Origin of the sequence: Gulosibacter sp. GYB002 (genome assembly GCF_036577665.1) — a bacterium.
Taxonomy (GTDB): Bacteria; Actinomycetota; Actinomycetes; order Actinomycetales; family Microbacteriaceae; genus Gulosibacter; species Gulosibacter hominis.
Genome location: NZ_JARBDD010000004.1, coordinates 14,727 through 35,850, shown reverse-complemented (window position 1 = coordinate 35,850; position 21,124 = coordinate 14,727). Strand labels below are relative to the sequence as shown.

Below are 21,124 nucleotides of genomic sequence, written 5' to 3'. Positions count from 1 at the left end.
CTAGGTGTACTGACCACGGAGGTTAGGCACGCGCGGCGGGTCGGCTGGACATAGGGGAAGACCTCTGATTGGAGTGTGGGACTTACCACAGCCGCCATCTCGCACATACAGAGGTCTTCCATGTCCCACCGTAATGCCATCTTGACCGAGACCGGACGTCTTCACCTGGCTCAGCTGATCGTGGATCGGGGCTGGCCTCTGCGCCGGGCCGCCGAACGGTTCGGTGTCTCAGCCACCACCGCCCGCCGGTGGGCCCAGCGGTACCGCGATCACGGCCCCGCAGGGATGACCGACCGGTCGTCTCGCCCCAGGAAATGCCACGGGCAACTACCGCAACGCACCGAGCGTCGTGTCGTGGGGCTGCGGGTCACCCGACGGTGGGGACCAGCCCGGATCGCCTACCACCTCGGGTTGAACCCCTCCACCGTCGGCAAGGTCATCAGGCGTTACGGCTGCCCACCCCTGAAATGGACCGATCCCGCCACGGGGACCCGGATCAAGACCTCCCGAGCGCAGCGACGCAGCTACGAACACGCCGCTGCCGGTGACCTCATCCACGTCGACATCAAGAAACTCGGCCGCATCCCTGACGGCGGCGGACACAAGGTCTTGGGCCGCCACGCCGGTGTCCGCAACAAAACCGGCAGCGCGACCAACCGGCGCCCCGGCTACGCCTACATCCACAACGCCGTCGATGACCACTCACGGCTGGCCTACAGCGAGATCCTCACCGATGAGAAGAAGGAAACCGCCGCCGAGTTCTGGAAACGAGCCAACACCTACTTCGCTTCCCTCGGGATCACCGTGAAGCGGGTCCTGACCGACAACGGGGCCTGCTACCGCTCCAACGACTTCAAACAGGCCCTCGGCAACGACATCGTCCACAAACGCACCCGCCCCTACCGGCCCCAGACCAACGGCAAGGTCGAACGCTTCAACCGCATCATGCTCGAGGAATGGGCATACGCCCAGCCCTACAGCTCAGAAACCCAACGCGTCGAGGCCTTCGATTCCTGGCTGCATCACTACAATCACCACCGAGCCCACACAGCACTCAAGGGACAACCCCCATCCGCTCGCGTGACCAACCTCTCCGGTCAGTACAACTAGGCATCAAGCGCACACTGCGGACCATAATTGCGAATTAGTATGCCGGCTCGCAGTAGTGCGTTAGGTCCAGTCATAGAACCCTTTACCGCTCTTGCGGCCAAGCTCTCCGCGCTCGACCATTTCGCGCAGCAACAGCGGCGGCGCGAACCGTTCGCCCAGGTGTTCTGAGAGGTACTCGGCGATACCGAGACGCACGTCGAGGCCGACAATGTCGGTGGTTTTCAGCGGCCCCTGCGGGTGGCGGTAGCCAAGCTCCATGGCCGCGTCGATGTCTTGGGCGCTGGCGACACCTTCTTCAACCATGCGGATCGCTTCCAGCGCTATGGCCACCCCGAGGCGTGAGGATGCAAAGCCCGGCGAGTCTTTCACGACCACGGGGGTTTTGGCGAGCTGCTCCACCCACCGGGGTGCTGCTTCAACAACATCCTGTCTGGTCTTCGGCGCAACCACGACTTCGATGAGTTTCGAGGCCGGCACCGGGTTAAAAAAGTGCAGCCCCAAAAAGCGCTCTGGCCGTTTGAGGGGTTCGGCCAGATCAGCGAGCGAGATCGACGAGGTGTTCGATGCCAATACGGCCTGATCGCCGAGCACAGCTTCTGCCGCGGTGAGCGCCTCAATCTTGACATCGAAGTCTTCGAACACGGCTTCAACCACGAGCCCGCAATCATGCAGCTGGTTGTAATCGAGCACCACCTTCAGCCGCTGCCTGACCTCGTCGAGGTTTGCGTCGACGGCGCCAAGTTCGATCGATTTCGCCACCGATCGTTCAATACGTTCCACTGCCGCCTGCAGCGCAATGGGTTCACGCTCGATGACGGTGACACGACTGCCGGCCATGAGGAAGGCGTGGGCGATGCCCCCACCCATGCGGCCACCGCCGATAACGCCAACGTGGTCGGGAATCTTGGTCAGATCAGACATGGCTCAACTCTCCTGTGCGTTCGATTCGTTTGCGGCGGCTCGCTCCGCCTCGCGCTGTGCTTTGCGGGCAGCGCGCTGGTCGAGAAATCCCTGCATCCGCTCGAATTTTGCTTCCGATTCAAAAAGGATGCCCTGGGCGAGCGTGTCAATAACGGGGTGAGCCTCGCGCGGGGTGTGGAAGACCGCTTTGGTGATGCGCACGGCCAGCGGATCCTGCTTACCGATGCGATCGGCTAGCGCGTGTGCTGCCGGTAGCAATTCGTCGGCCTCGTGCACCTCGGTGATGAGGCCACAGGCGAGTGCCTCACTGGCGGTGAGTTGCCGGCCCGCGAGCAAGATTTCTTTGGCAAGGGGCTCGCCAACTAGCTCACGCAGGCGCCACGTGGCACCGGCAGCCGCAAGAATGCCGAGCGCGGTTTCGGGGTTGCCGATCTTGATGTCGGGTGTGGCGATACGAAAATCAGCCGCGTAGCCGAGTTCTGCGCCGCCACCGAGCGCGTATTTTTGCATCGCGGCGATCACCGGCATTGGTAACCGCGCGATGCGATCAAAAATCGTTGAGTTGATGCCGGCGAGGGCATCGTCTCGACGGCGTTCTTTTAGCTGCGCAATATCCGCGCCCGAGGCGAACAGCCCGTTGGCCCCGGCAAGGATCAGCGTGCACGGATCGCGCTCAAGTTCGGCGCAAACCACATGCAACTCATCGACCATCTGCTGATCGATGGCGTTGCGAGTGGCGGCATGATCGAGAATAACCTCAACACGATCGGCACCGACGGTTACCCGCAGGCGTTCCCACTGGATTTCGTTGAGTGTCTCGACGCTCATTTGACCGCCTCCAGTAGTACTGCCTGCCCCTGGCCCACACCGATACACATGGTGGCAAGGCCCCGCTCGGCGCCCTCCTGCTCCATGCGGTTGAGCAGCGTAATAGCAATACGTGATCCCGAGGATCCCAGTGGGTGACCGAGCGCGATTGCACCACCGTTGCGGTTGACAATTTCCGGCTCGAGACCGAGTTGATCGATGCACACGAGCGACTGGGTGGCAAATGCCTCGTTGAGTTCGACGGCACCGAGGTCGGCCACCGACCAGCCGGCACGATCGAGCACCTTGCGGGTTGCGGGAACGGGCCCGATGCCCATGATCTCGGGTTCAAGACCGGCCGCAGCACCCCGCACGATACGAGCGCGGGGTGTGAGCCCATAATTTTTGACTGCCGCCGCCGACGCAATCACGAGCGCCGAGGCTCCGTCGTTGAGCGACGACGAGTTACCGGCAGTCACGACTCCTCCGGGCTTAACCACCGGGCGCAGACCTGCGAGCACCTCCATCGTGGTTCCTTCCCTCGGCCCTTCATCGGTGTCGACCACGGTCACCTGGCCCTTACGGCCCGGAACCTCAACGGGCACGATTTCATTGTGGAAGCGACCACCGTGAATGGCATCGAAGGCAAGCTCATGTGAACGCACTGCGAAGGCGTCGGCATCCTCGCGACTCACCTGAAAAACTTCGGCGACTTCTTCAGCGGTTTCGGGCATCGAATACAGCATCTTGCCGTTTCGGTTGAGTTCACCCTCGGCAAACTTCGGGTTCGGGAAACGCCAGCCGATAGAGGTATCAAATGATTCACCCGGTTTGGCCCACGCTTTGGCAGGCTTTTCGACAACCCACGGCGCTCGACTCATCGACTCGACGCCGCCGACAACCACAAGATCTGCGTCGCCGGCCTTAATCGCCTGAGCGGCCGAAACGATCGCGGTCATACCGGATGCACAGAGCCGGTTGACGGTATAACCAGGGACGTTCAGCGGCATTCCGGCCAGCAACCACGCCATTCGTGCCACGTTGCGGTTTTCTTCGCCGGCACCGTTGGCATTTCCGAAAATCACCTCATCGACGTGCTCTGGGTTGATCTTTGCGCGTTCAATAACTTCGCGAATGACCAGCGCCGCCAGATCGTCGGGGCGCACCGGTGCGAGCGCACCGCCGTATCGACCCACCGGAGTGCGAACACCATCGATGATGTATGCCTCGGCCACTTAAACTCCTTTGTTGTGAACCATGCCTACTGACACTTTACGCATCCTTGCGCGTAATCCTGACCGCAGCGTCAGTATTTTTTAGTTCAGATGACCGTGTCATTGAGACGACATGAACGAATAGTCCCGCGTGTGGCGCAAGGGCCACCACGCGGGACATTACCGGCACGCAGACTACCTAGCGTTTTTGCCGCTTCCCAGCGGCACCGACGAGTGCCATCACAATGACCGCACCGAGCGTCGAGAAGATCCACATGAAGGGGTTCCAGAATCCCCAATTTGCATCACCCGGCAGCAGCAGCCCGGCGAGAAACCCGCCGAGTGCAGCACCCAGGATGCCCAGCACAAGCGTGAGCCACCAGGGATAGCTCTGTTTCATAATTGCCGATGCAATGAGCCCGACAATTACACCCACGATGATCCACGACAAAAAACCCAATTCAAACATTCGCACTCCTTCTCGCTGTCACCTCGGTCTCTAGTCACTATTATCATGCACTGCCGCGAGCTGATGCTGAAAGCACGGGTCAATGCCCGCGGGTCTCCGCAATTTCACGCCAGCGGGCGACGTAACGCGGCTGCAGCTGCGAAAACGTGAAACACACACCCACCACCATCACCCAGGTGAAAAACAGGAACAGTTCCGAGACGGTGATTGCGGGCAGAGCGCTAATTACGAGCCCGCCACAGGCGCTAGCAAACGCATCCCCAATGCTGAGCCTGGTGATCTCGCGTTCACCGAACATCCTGCTACCGGCAGTGAGCGCGAGCATTATTCGATAGCCGAACGCATACCCGGCCGCCATTGCCACCGACATCACTACCCAACCCAGCAGCACCGACACGAAGCCAACCCGCTGCAGCTGAAATTCGAGCATCCCAGTGCCGAAATAAAACAGAAAAAATGACAGCAGCCAGGCGATAAGCGTCACCCAAAAAATAGGCCGCATCAGCTCGCGGGGTTCGCCACGCACCTCATAGGCACGAATGCGATAGATATCATCATCGCGCCGCTCGCGACGTCGAAAAAGCTTCACTAGTTCCCGCTGTAGTTCTGGGTGGCGGCGACGAACCGTTCAAGCTGTGTCAGCGCGCGCCCCGACTCAATCGTGTCGCGGGCCACAGCTATCTTTGCGATCAATCGATCGCGGATGGGTTCTTCCACGCTATCGGGGTTGCGAGCCAGATCAAAGGCGACCATGCCGGCGGCGGCGTTCAACAGCACAATGTCCAAAATTGCGCCCTCAACGTTTCCGGCGAGCGTGTCACGCAATATCTGCGCATTCTCTTCCGGCGTGCCGCCGATGAGTTCTTGCATCCGATAGGTACCCAGGCCAACGTCCCGTGGATGAATATCGTGTTCGGATACATCCCCGCGGCAAACCTCCCAGATGCGCGAGTAGCCCGTGACCGTCAATTCATCCAGCCCATCGTCACCGCGGAATACCAGTGCCGCCGCACCACGAGTGCGGAATACACCCACAACGAGCGGAATCCCCTCGCGCTTGGCACAGCCAACGGCACTGGCTTCGGCGCGGGATGGGTTAGTGAGTGGGCCTAGATAGTTAAAGATGGTCGACACACCCAGCTGTTTGCGCACAGGTGCCACGTGCCGGAATCCGGGGTGAAAAAGCGGAGCGGCGAGGAAGGTCATCCCCGTTTCTTCGAACACCTGGCTGAGCTCAGTCGAATTATTGCCGTGACGAGCGCCGAGCGCGGTGAGTACATCGGTCGCGCCAGATTTGGCCGACGCGGCACCGCCACCGTGTTTAATAACCGGCACACCAGAACCTGCGATCACCATCGCCGACATGGTCGATACGTTCACGGTGCCAACCATGTCGCCACCGGTGCCAACGATGTCGACCGCCCACGGCGTAATGTCAATCGGCGCCGCATTGGCGAGGATGGCATCGCGAAAACCAACAACCTCTTCTACCGTCTCACCCTTGGCGCGCAAGGCGATCAGCCAACCGGCCAGCGAAGCATCCGATACTTCACCGGTCATGATTTGCTCCATAGCCCAGGTTGCCTGGGCTACCGACAGGTCTTCGCCGCGCAGCAGCGATTCGATCATCTCGGGCCAAGTCTGAAGTTGCGTCATGGGCATCAGTGTACGCCGCCTCATTAGCCGCTAAATGCGGTTGATCAGGCAGAACCATCACACGGTTTTCTAACGCGAGTCGCGTCGAAACTTGGCCAAACTGAGAAATCGGTCATAATGGACAGGTGACTTCAGCAACATCCATTTCAGGCGCTCCGCGCGTCCATCGTCCAAATACCCTTGCGATCGGCACGATCGTCTGGCTCGGCTCGGAAGTTATGTTCTTCGCGGGGCTATTCGCGATCTACTTCACGCTCCGCGCGATGGCGCCAGAGCAGTTCGTGGCCGGACACGACGTGATGAACATTCCGTTCTCTACGATCAACACGCTCATCCTGGTGTCCAGCTCAGTCACCTGCCAGTTCGGCGTTGCTGCCGCCGAACGCGGACAGCGTTTCCGTGAGAATGGTCGTCTCGGGGTAATCGAGTGGTTCTACATCACCTTTTTCCTCGGTTCGGTATTCGTTGCTGGACAGATTTTTGAGTACGCCACGCTCGTCTCCGAGGGTTACGTATTCAACCTCAACCCCTTCACCAGTGCCTTCTATATGACCACCGGCTTCCACGGTCTCCACGTGATCGGCGGTCTGTTCGCGTTCCTGCTCACCATCGTGCGCATGTATGCCGTGCGTCGGATGGGCCAGCGCGAGGCATCGATGGCGATCGCGGTCTCGTACTACTGGCACTTCGTTGACGTTGTGTGGGTCGGACTGTTCTTCGTCATTTACATCCTTCCGTTCATTTCTTAGTAGCCAGGAGAGCTCCACATGTCACTCGTCACTAAGAAGGCTGCGAAGAAGTCACGCAAGCGCAGCCGCCGCACACCGCTCGCCTCCGCAGCGCTACTCGGCATCGGCCTCCTGGTTGCCGGCAGTGCGTACGCGGCCGTCGACACCGTCACCGCTGCTGAGGGTGACACCGCTGTCCCCCTAGACAGCGCCCAGACTATTGCCGCCGGTGAGTCGCTGTTCAACGCCAACTGCGCTACCTGTCACGGCATGAACGCCGTCGGCACCGAGAACGGCCCGAGCCTCGTCGGTGTTGGTGCGGCGGCAGTCGACTTCCAGGTTGGTACCGGTCGCATGCCGATGCAGATGCACGGTCCGCAGGCACCGAAGAAGGCTCCGCAGTTTGATGAGGTACAGACTCACCAGATGGCTGCCTACGTCGCATCGCTAGCTCCCGGCCCAACCATCCCCAGCCGTCAGTGGTTGACCGAGTCGGAAGCTGACATCGCCCACGGCGCCGAAATCTTCCGCATCAACTGCGCCATGTGCCACAACGTTGGCGCCGCCGGTGGTGCGCTCACTGAGGGTAAGTTCGCCCCCGAGCTGCAAACCGTCGACCCGGTTCACCTCTACGAGGCCATGGTCACCGGCCCCCAGAACATGCCGGTGTTCAACGACGCGAACCTCAGCCCCGAAGACAAGCGCGACATCATCGCCTCGATCCGTTGGATGACCGACAACACCTCGTCGATCGGTGGCTACAACCTCGGTGGTATCGGCCCGGTTGCTGAGGGTCTGTTCATCTGGATCTTCGGTATTGGCGGCGCTGCCGCTGCCGCCATCTGGCTCACCTCGCGCCCCAACTAGGCAACGCGAACCCATAACTTCTGATTTCTGCTGCACCTCCTTCTAGAAAGGGAATTCCTCATGGCTCAAGACGAACACGGCGGGGAGCTTCGCACCGCCCATTCGTCGGACCGGTCGGTGAGTTCGGGGGCCGCAATCCTGGCGGATAGCGAGTTCACGAACCCCGGACTGCCCGACCACCACGAGCGGGTAACCGACACGGACCCCAAGAAAGAAAAGAACGCTGAGCGCGTAATCACCGTCCTGTTCTGGGTGTCGCTCGCTTCGGCACTCTTTGCGACGGTCGCCTACTTCGCTTGGCCGATCGACCGCAACGACATCACCTCGGTACGCGGTAATAACTTCTTCCTCGGTCTCGGCATCGCCCTGAGCATGCTGACGCTCGGTATCGGCACCGTTGCCTGGGCGAAGTACCTCATGAAGGACAAGGAGATGGCCGAGGCGCGGCACCCGATCGCCGCCAGCCCGGCAACTCGCCAGCGGGTCAGCGAAATCTTTGCGCAGGCCGACGAAGAGTCAGGCTTCTCGCGCCGGAAGATGCTCCGCAACTCGCTCATCGGTGCGCTGGTGGCATTGCCGCTGCCCGGCATCGTGATGCTGCGTGACTTCTACAACGCCAACAACGAAAAGCCGGTGAAACTTCTCCACCAGACCCTCTGGGGCGAGGGCGTGCGCCTCGTGCGTGACCCTTCGGGCACTCCGATCAAGTGGGCAGACGTCACCATCGGTTCGGCCTTCCACGTGATTCCCGAGACGCTCATCGAGCTTGAGGAGAACCACGACCCGAACTTCCTCAACGAGAAGGCCAAGGCCGTTGTGCTGCTCATGCGTCTACCCGAAGAGCGTTTGAAGATCGATCCGGCCCGCAAAGACTGGTCGTTCAAAGGCATCGTCGCCTACTCGAAGGTCTGCACCCACGTTGGCTGCCCCGTGGCGCTCTACGAACAGCAGACGCACCACCTGCTGTGCCCGTGCCACCAGTCGCAGTTCGATGTCACCGAGCACTGCAAGGTGATCTTCGGCCCCGCTGGCCGCCCGCTACCGCAGCTGCCGATCGCGGTCGACGACGAGGGCTACCTCATCGCCACCAGCGACTTCCACGAACCTGTTGGACCGACTTTCTGGGAGCGTCGTCATGACTACAACGTATAGTTCGCCCGTGGCCGAGGGCTCCCGCCTCGCGAAGGCCTCCAACTGGATTGACGAGCGCACCAGCATCTCGGGTGCGGTCAAGGAATTTGGTCGCAAGATCTTCCCTGACCACTGGTCGTTCATGCTCGGTGAGGTGGCGCTCTACAGCTTCATCGCCATCCTCATCTCGGGTACGTTCCTCACCTTCTTCTTCGATCCGTCGATGACCCACATGGTTTACGACGGTCAATATGTGCCGCTCAAGGGTATGGGTATGTCGGCGGCTATGGCCTCGACACTCGACATCTCGTTCGACGTACGCGGTGGCCTGCTCATGCGTCAGGTGCACCACTGGGCGGCACTGCTTTTCGTTGCCTCCACGATGATGCACATGGCCCGCGTGTTTTTCACCGGTGCATTCCGTAAGCCTCGCGAGCTCAACTGGATCATCGGTCTCGTGCTGTGGATCATCGCCATGCTCGAGGGCTTCAGCGGTTACTCGCTCCCCGACGACCTGCTCTCGGGTAACGGTCTGCGCATTGTTGACGGCATGATCAAGGCGATCCCCGGTATCGGCACCTGGATGTCGTTCTGGCTCTTCGGTGGCGAGTTCCCCGGTGACATGATCGTTGGCCGTCTGTACTCACTGCACATCATGATTCTGCCGGCGGCACTCATCGCCTTCCTGGCGATGCACATGCTGCTGATGGTTGTTCACAAGCACACCCAGTGGCCAGGTGCCGGTCACACCGAGCAGAATGTTGTCGGTAACCCGGTGCTCCCGGTGTTTGCCGCTAAGGCCACCGGCTTCCTGTTCATCGTTATCGGCTTTATCTACCTGATCGCCACCTTGTTCCAGATCAACCCGGTTTGGAACTATGGCCCCTACGACCCATCGCCAGTGTCGGCCGGTACCCAGCCTGACTGGTACATCGGTTTCGGTGACGGTGCGCTGCGTCTTATCCCGCCGGGCTGGGAGGTACCGCTTGGTAACTACACGCTGAGCTTCGCCATCCTGGTGCCGTTCTTGATGATGGGCATCTTCGTGATCGGTCTGTTCGTCTATCCCTTCATGGAGTCGTTCATTACCGGTGACAAGCGCGAGCACCACCTGCTCGACCGCCCGCGTAACGCTCCTACTCGCACCGCTCTCGGTGCCGCATGGATCAACTTCTACGCGACCATGTGGGCGGGTGCATCGTCAGACCTCATCGCCACGCACTTCCACATGGCAATGGAGCACGTGATTCACTTCCTGCAGTTCTGGCTCATCGTTGGTTCGGTGATTGTGTTCATCGTCACCAAGCGCTGGTGCCTCGCACTGCAGCGTCGCGACCGCTCGCTGGCACTGCACGGTATTGAGTCGGGCCGCGTGATCCGCCTCCCCCACGGCGAGTTCCAGGAGGTCGAGGTTCCGCTCGAGCCGCACGACCAGTGGCAGCTTGTCTCGTACGAGTCGTACGCGCCGATCATCGCGCAGCCAGACCCCAAGACCGGCAAGGTGCGCGCGGGCCAGAAGCTGCGCGCTACTCTGTCGCGCTGGTTCTACAGTGACCGCGTCGAGGCCCCCACTGCGGCCGAGATCGAAGCGGCACACGCGGCACACCACGGCGAGATCGAGCGCTAGTTCGAATCGCTAAGGCTTGTGGGCGGGATACCTTCGGGTGTTCCGCCCACAATCGTTTCCGTGCAACACGCTCCCCCACATCCTCGTCAATTCGCACTTTTGCTCTGGCGTGCGGTATTGTTTTCGACAGCGGATCTGTAGCTCAGTTGGTAGAGCGCCACGTTTACACCGTGGATGTCGTCGGTTCGAGCCCGGCCGGATCCACCATTTCGTTTCTGGGATGCTTCGCAGTTTCGTTTGCTGCGAGGCATCACTTGTCTGACTCCCCGACTCTCGGCGTTCGCAATTCTTCTCAATTCACCCAAGAGCATGCGGTATTCAGCCTCCCTTGAACGTCACTGTGGTGAACTGGTCGGCAACTACACTTGGACCCGAGGAGACGGCATCGTGAGTTCTTCCTCATTGCCCTACAGCAACGGGCAACCTTCTGACGGCGAGACGCACACTACTCTCCCGGTTTCAGGAGCAAACAATGGGCAGCACCAGCAAGCTCCCGGCAGCGCAGACGGTGTCTGGACCAGCGGTGGTGCGCAGTGGCAATTCGAAGGCACTCAATCTCCGTACGCATCCAGCAATGCATCCACACCGGGGCAGCAGCCACCCCAATACCAGCAACCGTACGGTTCGCCCAGCGGCCCGACGATGTATCCCCAAGAGAATCCCTATCGGATTCAGCCTCCAGCAGCGGGTAACGAAACCTGTCTAGGTTGCGGCTCGATGGGGTGCTTCTTCGGCGTGATCTTGCTCTTGTTCGTAATCCTGATCTTTGTGATGATCTGGATCCTCGGTGGCGCTATGTGGGCAATCCGATAGGCCTGAGCGAGCTACTCCGAAATAGCTCCGCAGGGAAGTTCAATGTCGATTGTGGCCGTGACCGCATAGTCGGTGCCCGAGATCACCTTCCCCGAGATACGGAGTCCATTCTCGTCAAGTTCAATCTTGGTCGCTTGCGTCTCGTCGCCGTACCAAGCCTGGCCCTCTTCGATCAGCAAGAGCAGCGTGCGTTTCCCCGGCACCCCGTGGCCTGCCGTCAAGCTGGGATACTCCTCGCTGTTCTGCGGTGAACTCGCCAATAGCCACGGTTCATCCGTAAGGAAATTACAGCGCACCGACCAGCCGCTGGGTGGCGCATAGCTTTCTCCGTTTACACGGACGTGACCGCTGGTCACCGTTGCGGGAATCGCAGGCTGCGTAGCGTCACCAGCCGGGACGTTCGCGTTCTCCGCGCATCCCGTCAGGAGTGCGGCCAAGGTGACCAGCGAAACGGCGGCACAACGGGATTTGACTCGCATCATTCGGCTTCTTTCTCGTGTCACGGGCCGCAACGCTACGGCGGCAATCGCAGTCTAATGCTCAGCGTTCCAGCCGGATGCGGCCAACCGGATACCCCGCTCGTGATCGCCCTTTGCTCGCGCCACCCCGGCCGGGCTGGCGGCAACCTGCACCCAGGAGCCAGCAGCATCGATGGCAAAGCTCCGGCGATGCGCGGTGCCCGCTCGCTCATCGAACGCAGCAAAGTGACTGGCGAGCGCACCGTGTGGCCAGTGATCGCTGATCCCGATGAATCCGGCCGAGCCATCTGCATCCGCCAACCAGGCCCGCAATGTTGCCGGAGTGTCGCAACTGGCGACCAGTATCCGCACACCGAGTTCCGATGCGAGCCCGGTGAGCTCGACGAGTTCCCCAACTTCGTGGCCGCAAACCGGGGTGAAGGCGGCCGGGACGAACACGAGAAGTGACGACTGGTTCGGCTCAAACACGCTGATGGTGTCGCCTCGGTGTGTACGCACCGGCAATGTGGATGCGGCGCGGGCTGACGCTGTCGGCTCCATATTTGATTCCGCCCACCTTTACTACGAAAAATGCAGGGTTTGTTTGTTGAATGTGGCTAAGCTTGCAGCCGCATACTCTCACAACATTGAGAGTTCCCGTCAACTCTGACTCCGCTTCATGAAAGAGGTCACCAGTGGCTGTACACACGCAGGATCCCTACTCGGAAGATTTTGTCGATACCGATCCGCAAGAAACGGCCGAGTGGAAAGAGTCGCTCGACGCGCTTATCGATGAGCGCGGTCACCAGCGCGGCCGCGACATCATGCTGGCGCTGCTTGAACGGTCGCGCGAACGTCTGCTGGGCGTCCCGATGGTTCCGGTAACCGACTATGTCAACACCATTGCCCCCGGCGACGAACCCGAGTTTCCCGGTGACGAACAGCTCGAACGCACCTACCGCCGCTGGATCCGCTGGAACGCCGCACTAACGGTTCAAAACTCACAGGACCCCGGCATTGCCGTGGGTGGCCACATCTCGTCGTACGCTTCACAGGCGACGCTCTACGAGGTTGGCCTGAACCACTTTTTCAAGGGCTACGACCACCCGGACGGCCCCGACCAGGTCTATTTCCAGGGGCACGCATCCCCCGGTAACTATGCCCGCGCGTTTCTCGAGGGGCGACTGACCGCCGAGCAGCTCAGTGGTTTCCGACAGGAAGCATCGAAGGCCCCGAACGGTCTGCCGTCCTATCCGCACCCGCGCCTGATGCAAGACTTTTGGCAGTTCCCCACCGTGTCGATGGGTATCGGTCCGATGAACGCGATCTGGCAGGCTCATTTCAACAAGTATCTGACCAATCGCGGCATCAAGGATGTTTCGGGTTCGCATGTGTGGGCGTTCCTCGGCGACGGTGAACTTGATGAACCCGAGTCACGCGGCCAACTGCAGTTCGCCGCAAATAACGAACTCGATAACCTCACCTTCGTGATCAACTGCAACCTGCAGCGTCTCGACGGTCCCGTTCGCGGTAACGGCAAGATCATCCAGGAACTCGAATCGTTCTTCCGTGGCGCCGGCTGGAATGTCATCAAGGTGATCTGGGGCCGTGAATGGGATGAACTGCTCGAACGCGACGAGCACGGAGCACTGCGTCGCCTCATGAACGTCACCCCCGATGGTGACTTCCAGACCTACAAGGCCGAATCGGGCAAGTTCGTTCGCGATAATTTCTTCGCCCGAGACCCGCTTGCGCTCAAACTCATCGAAAACTACACCGACGACCAGGTGTGGGGACTCAAGCGTGGCGGTCACGACTACCGGAAGATGTACGCCGCATATAAGGCAGCGGTCGAGCACAAGGGCCAGCCCACGGTTATTCTCGCGCACACCATTAAGGGCTACGGTCTCGGCAGCCACTTCGAGGGTCGTAACGCAACCCACCAGATGAAAAAGCTCACCATCGACGACCTCAAGCGGTTCCGCGATGGCATGCAAATTCCGATCTCGGATGCAGAGCTCGAACGCGACATCTACAACGTGCCGTTCTACCGCCCCGATGACAACGACCCTGCACTCGAGTACATGATCGAGCGCCGTCGTGCACTTGGTGGCCCCGTTCCCGAACGCCGCTCGAAGTACACGCAGATCGACCTGCCCGATGACAAAACGTACGCGATTACCAAGAAGGGATCGGGGCACCAGGAAATCGCCAGCACGATGGGCTTCGTGCGCCTGCTTAAGGATCTCATGCGCTCGGGCGAGTTTGGCCGCCGAATCATTCCGATCATCCCGGATGAGGCGCGTACCTTTGGTCTCGACTCGTTCTTCCCCACGGCGAAGATCTACAACCCGCGTGGCCAGCACTACATTGCCGTCGACCGTGAGCTATTGCTCGCCTACCGTGAGTCGCCGCAGGGCCAGCTCATGCACGTGGGAATTAACGAGGATGGCGCCACCTCGGCAATGATCGCGTCGGGCACCTCGTACTCGTCACACGGCGAGATCACGATCCCGATCTACATGTTCTACTCGATGTTCGGCTTCCAGCGAACCGGTGACGTGTTCTGGGCGGCGGCCGACCAGCTGACTCGCGGTTTTATCATCGGTGCCACCGCAGGGCGCACCACGCTTACCGGTGAGGGCCTGCAGCACATGGACGGACACTCGCACCTGCTGGCTTACACAAACCCCGCCGTTGTCAGCTACGACCCCGCCTATGTGTACGAGATCGGCCACATCATGCGCGCCGGTATCGAGCGGATGTATGGCGGCGAGCACCCCGACCCGAATGTCATGTACTACATCACCATGTACAACGAGCCGATGGTGCAGCCGGCCGAGCCCGAAAACCTCGATGTTGACGGCCTGCTGAAGGGTATTTATTACCTGAACGCACCCGTGCGTAACGATGGCCCCGAGGCGCAGCTGATGGCTTCCGGTGTCGCAGTGCCGTGGGCACAGCACGCTCAGCAGCTGCTGAGTGACGACTGGGGCGTGCGTGCGCATGTCTGGTCGGTTACCAGCTGGAGCGAGCTGCGTCGCGAGGGTCTGGCGGCTGAGGAACACAACTGGACCCACCCGAGCGAGCCCCAGCGCGTGCCGTACCTCACCGACAAGCTCTCTGGTTCAAACGGTGTGTTCCTGGGCGTGAGTGACTACAACCACTCGCTTCCCGATATGGTTCGCCCGTTTGTGCCCGGCGACTATGTCACGCTCGGTGCTGACGGCTTCGGCATTTCCGACACTCGCCCCGCAGCCCGCCGCTTCTACAAGATCGACTCGCATTCGATCGTCGTGCGAGTGCTGGCCGAGCTTGCCCGTCGCGGTGAGATCGACCGCTCGGTCGTCCAGCAGGCGATTGATCGCTACGACCTGCACAGCCCCGCTGCTGGCCAGTCGGGTTCCGCGGGTGGCGACGCCTAAAAAGGCGCTCCCTGCGACCTACTGGTTCGAGGTCGCAGCAGGCTGATCCTCAATTGACGATCTTGCCGGTGGTGGGGATGCTGACCACTTCCCCATCACCGGCTCGGCATATGACTGAACTCACTCAAGAAAAGCACGCAGCCATCACCTGGCTGCGCAGTATTACCGGTGATCTGAGCACCACGGTGCACAAGCGTATGGAGCAGCAGCTCCCGTGGTTTCTCGAGATGCCGCCGGGTCGCCGCTCGGCGGTGGGCCTTGTTGCCCAGGCAGGTATTGCCTCGTTCGTGCAGTGGTTTGAAAATCCGGATGCGGCCACCTGGGTTGCCCGTGACGTGTTCGATTCGGCGCCCCGCGAGCTACTGCGCTCGGTGAGTTTGCAGCAGACCCTGCAGCTGATCCGCGTTGTGGTGGACGTGTTTGAAGAGCGCACTCTCAACGCGCCGCAATCGATTCGCGAAGGTGTGCTGCGCTATTCGCGTGATGTCGCGTTCGCGGCCGCTGACGTGTACGCGCGTGCCGCTGAGGCACGCGGCCTGTGGGATGCGCGACTCGAGGCGCTGGTGGTCGATTCAATCCTCACCGGTGAGCACGACAACGAGCTACCGAGCCGTGTGGCCGCGCTCGGGTGGCACGGACACGGTGAGGTTGCGGTGTTGGTTGGCACCACCCCGCGTCAGATCGAGGTGGATCAGCTGCGCCGCACGGCCCGCCACAACCAGGCCGATCTGCTGGTTGGCGTGCAGGGAAGCCGGCTCGTTGTGGTGATGGGCAGGTCAAAGCCCGCCGCAGACCTCGAAGCCGAGCCGGTGCCGTTTTTACAGATCGCCCGTGCCCTCGAGCCGGGTTTCGGTGAGGGACGCCTCGTGCTCGGGCCAGAAGTGCCTTCGGTGGTGCAGGCGTCCCGGAGCGCTCGGGCAGCGCTTGCCGGCTTTTCGATTGTTGAGGCCTATCGACGCAGTGAGCGCCCGATGCTCGCCGACGATCTGCTTCCCGAGCGGGCGCTCGCCGGAGATTCGCTCGCACGCCAGACACTCGTGCAAAACCTCTATCGTCCGCTGGCCGATCACCAATCGGATCTTTTGCTGACGCTGTGGTGCTATCTCGATAATGGCCGGTCGCTTGAGGCCACAGCCCGCGAACTATTCGTGCATCCCAATACGGTGCGCTATCGACTCAAACGAATCACCGACCTTATTGGCTGGGATGCTACCGGTGCCCGCGAGGCGCTCGTGATGCAGTGCGCGCTCATTCTCGGGCAGATTGCCGACTCGGGTACTGCTGAAACGAACCGCCCGGTGTCTCGCTATCCGCGTCGCGATCGATAGGCCGAAGCGAACAGTTACCGGCGCATTTAGTAGCCACCCACGAAGTTTTTGCGTTTTTCTTGAACAAAACCACCAAGCAATCGGCCAGATTCCTGGAAGGATAGTCATCATGACCATTGCCGTGACATTCCCCGGCCAGGGATCGCAGAAGCCGGGTTTTCTCGAACCCTGGCTCAGCGAATCCAAACACCGCGAAACTCTCGAGCGCGTCAGCGATGCTGTCGGCATCGACCTCATCAAACACGGCACCGAATCGGATGCGGAAACGATCCGCGACACGGCCGTTGCCCAGCCGCTAATCGTTGCCGCTGGCATCCTCGTTTGGGATGCGCTGGTGGCGCGCTCTGCTGATCAGCTCGCAGGAGTCGTGGTAGCCGGGCACTCGGTTGGTGAAATCTCGGCCGCCTACGCCGCCGGTGTTTTTGATGCCCCCACTGCCGTGCGGTTTGTCGCGCGCCGTGCAGAGCTCATGGCGGCAGATGCCGCTGCCACTCCCACCGGCATGGCGGCGGTGCTGGGTGGCGAACCGGATGCGGTTGTCGCACAGCTCGAACAGCTAGGTGCAGCTGCTGCCAACTTCAATGGCGGCGGCCAGATCGTTGCGGCAGGCTCCCCCGAGGCGCTGGCTGCGGTTCAGGCTGAACCACCGGCGGGTAGCCGAGTGATTCCACTCAAGGTCGCCGGAGCATTCCACACGCGCTACATGGACCGCGCACACGAAACCCTGGCTGCCGAGATCGAGCAGTTCGATGTCGCCGATCCCAAACGTCCGCTACTCACCAATTTTGACGGTGCGCGCGTGGATTCTGGCGCCCAGTTCCGTCAGCTTTTGGTTGATCAGGTCAACCGTCCGGTGCGTTGGGACCGCTGCATGGAGGCCCTCACTGAGCTTGGCGTATCCGGTCTGGTAGAGGCTGCGCCCAGCGGCACCCTGGTGGGCCTTGCCAAGCGCGGAATGCGCGGCACTCCAACGATTGCGGTGGCTTCGCCAGACGACCTCGACGCGGTTGCAACACTGCTCGACTCCGCCGCCCAGTGATCGACAGCTTTACGAAAGGAACGTTCCGAATGAGCGCACCAACCCTGAAGCAGGCCGTTGGTCACCCCTACACCCAGATTCTCGGTGTCGGTGCCTATCGCGGTGATACCGCGGTAGACAATCACGAACTTGCCGGACCGATTGACTCGAGTGACGAGTGGATTCAGCAGCGCACCGGCATCATCACTCGTGCGCGTGAACGCGGCGGTAAAAACGTCATCGACATGGGTGTCATCGCCGCCCGCGAAGCAATTGAACGAGCCGGCATCACCCCCGACCAGATCGACGCGGTGATTGTCGCCACGATCACCAATGTGATGCAGACCCCCGCGGCCGCCACTCGAATTTGTGCCGAGGTGGGCGCCGGGGATGCGGCCGCCTACGATATCTCGGCCGGTTGCGCCGGTTATTGCTACGGCATTGCACAGGCTGATGCGCTGGTTCGTTCGGGAGTTGCCGACTACGTGCTCGTGGTGGGCTCTGAAAAACTCAGTGACCTCATCAACCCCACCGATCGATCGATTTCATTCCTGCTCGGTGATGGTGCCGGCGCCGCTGTGGTCGGGCCAGCTGATACGCCCGGTGTTTCGAAGTCGGTGCTCGGCTCGGATGGCAGCAAATGGGATGCCGTGGCGATGAGCGGCGAGCTGATGGCCTACCGGCGTGGTGAGGCTGAGTGGCCCTATTTGCGTCAGGATGGCCGTACAGTCTTCCGCTGGGCCGTGTGGGAGATGGCCAATGTGGCGCGTCAGGCGCTGGATGCGGCGGGCATCTCATCGGCGGATCTTGCTGCGTTCATTCCGCACCAGGCCAATATGCGCATTATTGATGAGTTTGCCAAGCAGCTCGAGGTGCCCGAAAACGTGGTGATTGCCCGCGATATTGCCACCACCGGTAATACTTCAGCCGCCTCCATCCCGCTGGCAACGCACGCGCTGCTGCAAGAGCATCCCGAACTTTCCGGTGGTCTCGCACTGCAGATCGGTTTTGGTGCTGGTCTTGCCTATGCTGCCCAGGTGGTGCGACTCCCCTAAGGCGGGCGGTTTTGCGCCGCTTTCAGACAACACGCTTAGTTTCTATCTAAATCCCTATCCCCCGGCCGCGTCCGCATAAACTGGCACGGCCACAATTCCATCAAGTAAGGAGAACCCCATGGCCTTCTCGAACGAAGAGATCCTCGCTGGCCTCGCCGAGCTCGTTAACGAAGAAACCGGTATTGCAGCCGACACTGTGACCGCCGACAAGTCGTTCACCGACGACCTCGACATCGACTCGATCTCGATGATGACCATTGTTGTGAACGCCGAAGAGAAGTTCGACGTGAAAATCCCCGACGCCGAGGTAGAAAACCTCAAGACCGTCCAGGACGCTGTCGACTTCATCGCTGGCGCACAGGCGAAGTAATTTTTGCTCGGATGTGGTCGACCACTACCAAATGGTCGACCACATCCCGCACCAGCGGGCAGCAGCCCGCTGCCAACAAGTCCGGCTTCCATTGGGTGTGGCACGGCTGCTGCATCGTTCAACGAGTGAAAGCAACAAATGAGTAAGAAGATCGTCATTACTGGCCTCGGTGCCTTCTCACCGCTCGGTGCCACCGCTCCAGATAGCTGGGAGGCGCTGCTCCGTGGCGGTTCAGGTGCCCGGCCCATCGAACCCAAGGGCGTATTCGAATCAATTGAGCTTCCCGTAACCTTCGCTGCCAGCGTCGCAGTCGACCCCAGCGAAAAACTCGAGCGCGTCGTTGCCCGTCGCCTCGACCCCTCAAGCCAGTACGCGCTCATTGCCGGCCGCGAAGCATTCGCTGATGCTGGCCTCACCGAAGATTCTGTCGACCCCGAGCGCCTGCTCGTCGACTGGGCAACCGGTATCGGCGGCGTGTGGTCGCTGCTTGACGCCTGGGACACGCTTCGTGAACGCGGTGCGCGCCGTGTGATGCCGCTGACCGTGCCTATGCTCATGCCGAATGCGGCTGGCGCTGCCATCGGTATGCATCTCAATGCTCGCGCCGGTATCCGCACTGCGGTTTCGGCCTGCGCTTCGAGCACCGAATCGATCATTCAGGCCTATGAACACCTGCAGCAGGGGCTGGCGGATGTGGTCATCGCCGGTGGTTCCGAAGCGGCAATTCACCCGCTGCCGGTCGCCGCATTCGCCGCCATGCAGGCGCTGTCAAAACGTAACGACAACCCGGAGGCGGCTTCGCGCCCCTACGATGTCGACCGTGACGGGTTTGTGCTTGGTGAGGGCGCGGCGGCGCTCATCCTCGAAACCGAAGAACACGCGCGGGCCCGTGGCGCCAAGATTTATGCCGAGGTTGCCGGCGGTGGTATTACCGCTGATGCCTACCACATCACCGCGCCTGAGCCCGAGGGCCTGGGTGCGTCGCGAGCAATTGAGCAGGCGCTGCGCGTGGCGGATGCAAGCCCCGAGGATGTTGCGCACATTAACGCCCACGCCACCTCCACCCCCGTCGGCGATATTGCCGAGTACAACGCGTTTAAGCGGGTGCTCGGTGCCCGCGTTGATGAGGTGCCGGTGTCAGCCACTAAGGCCGCGACCGGACACCTCCTCGGTGGTGCCGGCGCGATTGAGGCTCTATTCACGGCTCGGGCGCTGTCGGAGAACTTGCTGCCACCGACCATCAACCTCGAAAACCAAGACCCCGAAATTGGGCTTGACGTGGTGACGACCCCCCGCGAGGTGAATCTCACAAGCGGTTCGCTGGCGGTTTCGACCTCGTTCGGATTCGGTGGTCACAACGCCGTTCTGGCGCTGCGAAAGATCTAGCATCACTTCGTAATACATAAGGCAGTGGGCTCCCACCGTATTCGGCGGGAGCCCACTGAGCTTTTATGCGGGTCTTGACCACTCGTTGAGACGAAACCAGTCGCCGACAAGACCTCTTGCCTAAGGCCGAGCCCTCCTCAGCTCCTGGCTGCGGTTAGCCAACGCGATGCATCCACGTCACCGGGCTGTCGTCACCGGCGAGTCGGAAGGGCTCGAGTTCTTCATCCCATGCCTGCCCCATTGCCAGGCGCAGTTCGCGGTGCAGCTCGGTAGCGTTACCGCCGGCTACCTCCAGTGCATAGCGGATACGCTCTTCTGGCACCACAACATTGCCGGCAGCGTCGGTCTGCACAAAGAAGATTCCGAGACCGGGTGTGTGCATCCAACGGCCGCCATCGGCCCCGTCGCTGGGGTCTTCGGTGACTTCGAAGCGCAGGTGTTCCCAGCCTCGCAGTTCGGAGGCGATTTTTGCCCCGGTGCCCACCGGGCCTTCCCAGGCGTATTCGGCACGCAGCGTGCCGGGAATTACCGGCTGTGCAATCCACGGCATGGTCGTGGGCACACCGGTTGCACGCCCGAGCCCCCATTCGACGTGTTGGCACAGCGCGCGCGGCGCGGAATGCACGTAGAGCACACCGCGAGTGTTCGGTGCAGTCATTTTTCCTCCAGTTTCACGGGTGGTACGTCTTCCCCTACGACCATTCCGTGACTGCAAGCTCTCGATCAGCACCTGTATCAAGT

At 61.0% G+C, this 21,124-nt stretch carries 20 protein-coding genes and 1 tRNA gene; 12 read left to right on the top strand and 9 right to left on the bottom strand.

Annotated features, from left to right (window positions below):
- Window positions 1-120 precede the first annotated feature (120 nt).
- Window positions 121-1,110: an IS481 family transposase gene (locus PV375_RS03740; RefSeq protein ID WP_332106186.1), complete on the top strand. Its 990-nt coding sequence runs from the start codon at window positions 121-123 to the stop codon at window positions 1,108-1,110.
- 60 nt (window positions 1,111-1,170) lie between these two features.
- On the opposite strand, the gene PV375_RS03735 is transcribed toward PV375_RS03740, so the two are convergent.
- The 6 genes from PV375_RS03735 to trpD form a co-directional block, all read right to left on the bottom strand.
- Entirely contained in the window at window positions 1,171-2,031 is an 861-nt protein-coding gene (locus PV375_RS03735) for a 3-hydroxyacyl-CoA dehydrogenase family protein (protein WP_332106185.1), read from the bottom strand.
- Window positions 2,032-2,034: 3 nt separating this feature from the next.
- Window positions 2,035-2,859 carry an enoyl-CoA hydratase/isomerase family protein gene (locus PV375_RS03730; protein WP_332106184.1) on the bottom strand — a complete coding sequence of 275 codons (825 nt, stop codon included), beginning with the start codon at window positions 2,857-2,859 and terminating at the stop codon, window positions 2,035-2,037.
- A complete protein-coding gene (locus tag PV375_RS03725; protein ID WP_332106183.1) occupies window positions 2,856-4,073 on the bottom strand; it encodes a thiolase family protein in 1,218 nt (405 codons plus the stop codon). Before PV375_RS03725 ends, PV375_RS03730 begins: the two co-directional genes overlap by 4 nt.
- A 178-nt stretch (window positions 4,074-4,251) precedes the next feature.
- On the bottom strand, window positions 4,252-4,521 hold the full coding sequence (locus PV375_RS03720; RefSeq protein ID WP_332106182.1) for a GlsB/YeaQ/YmgE family stress response membrane protein: 270 nt from the start codon (window positions 4,519-4,521) through the stop codon (window positions 4,252-4,254).
- Window positions 4,522-4,600: 79 nt separating this feature from the next.
- Complete coding sequence (locus tag PV375_RS03715; RefSeq protein ID WP_332106181.1) at window positions 4,601-5,110, bottom strand: hypothetical protein; 510 nt, start codon at window positions 5,108-5,110, stop codon at window positions 4,601-4,603.
- A complete protein-coding gene (gene trpD, locus PV375_RS03710) occupies window positions 5,110-6,177 on the bottom strand; it encodes an anthranilate phosphoribosyltransferase (protein WP_332106180.1) in 1,068 nt (355 codons plus the stop codon). Before trpD ends, PV375_RS03715 begins: the two co-directional genes overlap by 1 nt.
- A gap of 125 nt (window positions 6,178-6,302) precedes the next feature.
- Here trpD and ctaE point away from each other — a divergent pair, with 125 nt between their 5' ends.
- The 5 genes from ctaE to PV375_RS03685 all read left to right on the top strand — a co-directional run bounded on the left by ctaE (window position 6,303) and on the right by PV375_RS03685 (window position 10,737).
- Complete coding sequence (gene ctaE / locus PV375_RS03705; protein ID WP_201517045.1) at window positions 6,303-6,926, top strand: aa3-type cytochrome oxidase subunit III; 624 nt, start codon at window positions 6,303-6,305, stop codon at window positions 6,924-6,926.
- A gap of 18 nt (window positions 6,927-6,944) precedes the next feature.
- A complete protein-coding gene (gene qcrC / locus PV375_RS03700) occupies window positions 6,945-7,772 on the top strand; it encodes a cytochrome bc1 complex diheme cytochrome c subunit (RefSeq protein ID WP_201517046.1) in 828 nt (275 codons plus the stop codon).
- Window positions 7,773-7,832: 60 nt separating this feature from the next.
- Complete coding sequence (gene qcrA / locus PV375_RS03695; RefSeq protein WP_201521947.1) at window positions 7,833-8,924, top strand: cytochrome bc1 complex Rieske iron-sulfur subunit; 1,092 nt, start codon at window positions 7,833-7,835, stop codon at window positions 8,922-8,924.
- Window positions 8,908-10,530, top strand: a complete 1,623-nt coding sequence (gene qcrB / locus PV375_RS03690; protein WP_332106179.1) for a cytochrome bc1 complex cytochrome b subunit — start codon at window positions 8,908-8,910, stop codon at window positions 10,528-10,530. The genes qcrA and qcrB overlap by 17 nt, the downstream gene beginning before the upstream one ends.
- A gap of 131 nt (window positions 10,531-10,661) precedes the next feature.
- A tRNA-Val gene (locus PV375_RS03685) sits at window positions 10,662-10,737 on the top strand.
- Between the two features lie 617 nt (window positions 10,738-11,354).
- Here PV375_RS03685 and PV375_RS03680 read toward each other — a convergent pair.
- A complete protein-coding gene (locus PV375_RS03680; protein WP_332106178.1) occupies window positions 11,355-11,780 on the bottom strand; it encodes a hypothetical protein in 426 nt (141 codons plus the stop codon).
- A gap of 96 nt (window positions 11,781-11,876) precedes the next feature.
- Window positions 11,877-12,362 (bottom strand): redoxin domain-containing protein, encoded by a 486-nt coding sequence (locus PV375_RS03675; protein ID WP_332106177.1) that lies wholly within the window; start codon window positions 12,360-12,362, stop codon window positions 11,877-11,879.
- 134 nt (window positions 12,363-12,496) lie between these two features.
- Here PV375_RS03675 and aceE point away from each other — a divergent pair, with 134 nt between their 5' ends.
- The 6 genes from aceE to PV375_RS03645 all read left to right on the top strand — a co-directional run bounded on the left by aceE (window position 12,497) and on the right by PV375_RS03645 (window position 20,383).
- The gene (gene aceE / locus PV375_RS03670) at window positions 12,497-15,226 is read left to right on the top strand and encodes a pyruvate dehydrogenase (acetyl-transferring), homodimeric type (protein WP_332106176.1); all 2,730 of its coding nucleotides are present in this window, start codon (window positions 12,497-12,499) and stop codon (window positions 15,224-15,226) included.
- A 110-nt stretch (window positions 15,227-15,336) separates the two neighbouring features.
- Window positions 15,337-16,554, top strand: coding sequence for a PucR family transcriptional regulator (locus PV375_RS03665; protein WP_332106175.1), 1,218 nt, complete (start codon window positions 15,337-15,339; stop codon window positions 16,552-16,554).
- Between the two features lie 109 nt (window positions 16,555-16,663).
- Complete coding sequence (locus tag PV375_RS03660; protein ID WP_332106174.1) at window positions 16,664-17,593, top strand: ACP S-malonyltransferase; 930 nt, start codon at window positions 16,664-16,666, stop codon at window positions 17,591-17,593.
- 29 nt (window positions 17,594-17,622) lie between these two features.
- Complete coding sequence (locus tag PV375_RS03655) at window positions 17,623-18,627, top strand: beta-ketoacyl-ACP synthase III (RefSeq protein ID WP_332106173.1); 1,005 nt, start codon at window positions 17,623-17,625, stop codon at window positions 18,625-18,627.
- A 118-nt stretch (window positions 18,628-18,745) separates the two neighbouring features.
- Window positions 18,746-18,997, top strand: coding sequence for an acyl carrier protein (locus PV375_RS03650; protein ID WP_201517055.1), 252 nt, complete (start codon window positions 18,746-18,748; stop codon window positions 18,995-18,997).
- Between the two features lie 138 nt (window positions 18,998-19,135).
- Complete coding sequence (locus tag PV375_RS03645; RefSeq protein WP_332106172.1) at window positions 19,136-20,383, top strand: beta-ketoacyl-[acyl-carrier-protein] synthase family protein; 1,248 nt, start codon at window positions 19,136-19,138, stop codon at window positions 20,381-20,383.
- Between the two features lie 154 nt (window positions 20,384-20,537).
- Here the strand turns inward: PV375_RS03645 and PV375_RS03640 are convergent, their stop codons facing one another.
- Window positions 20,538-21,041 (bottom strand): DUF3145 domain-containing protein, encoded by a 504-nt coding sequence (locus PV375_RS03640; protein WP_201517057.1) that lies wholly within the window; start codon window positions 21,039-21,041, stop codon window positions 20,538-20,540.
- Between the last annotated feature and the right edge of the window lie 83 nt (window positions 21,042-21,124).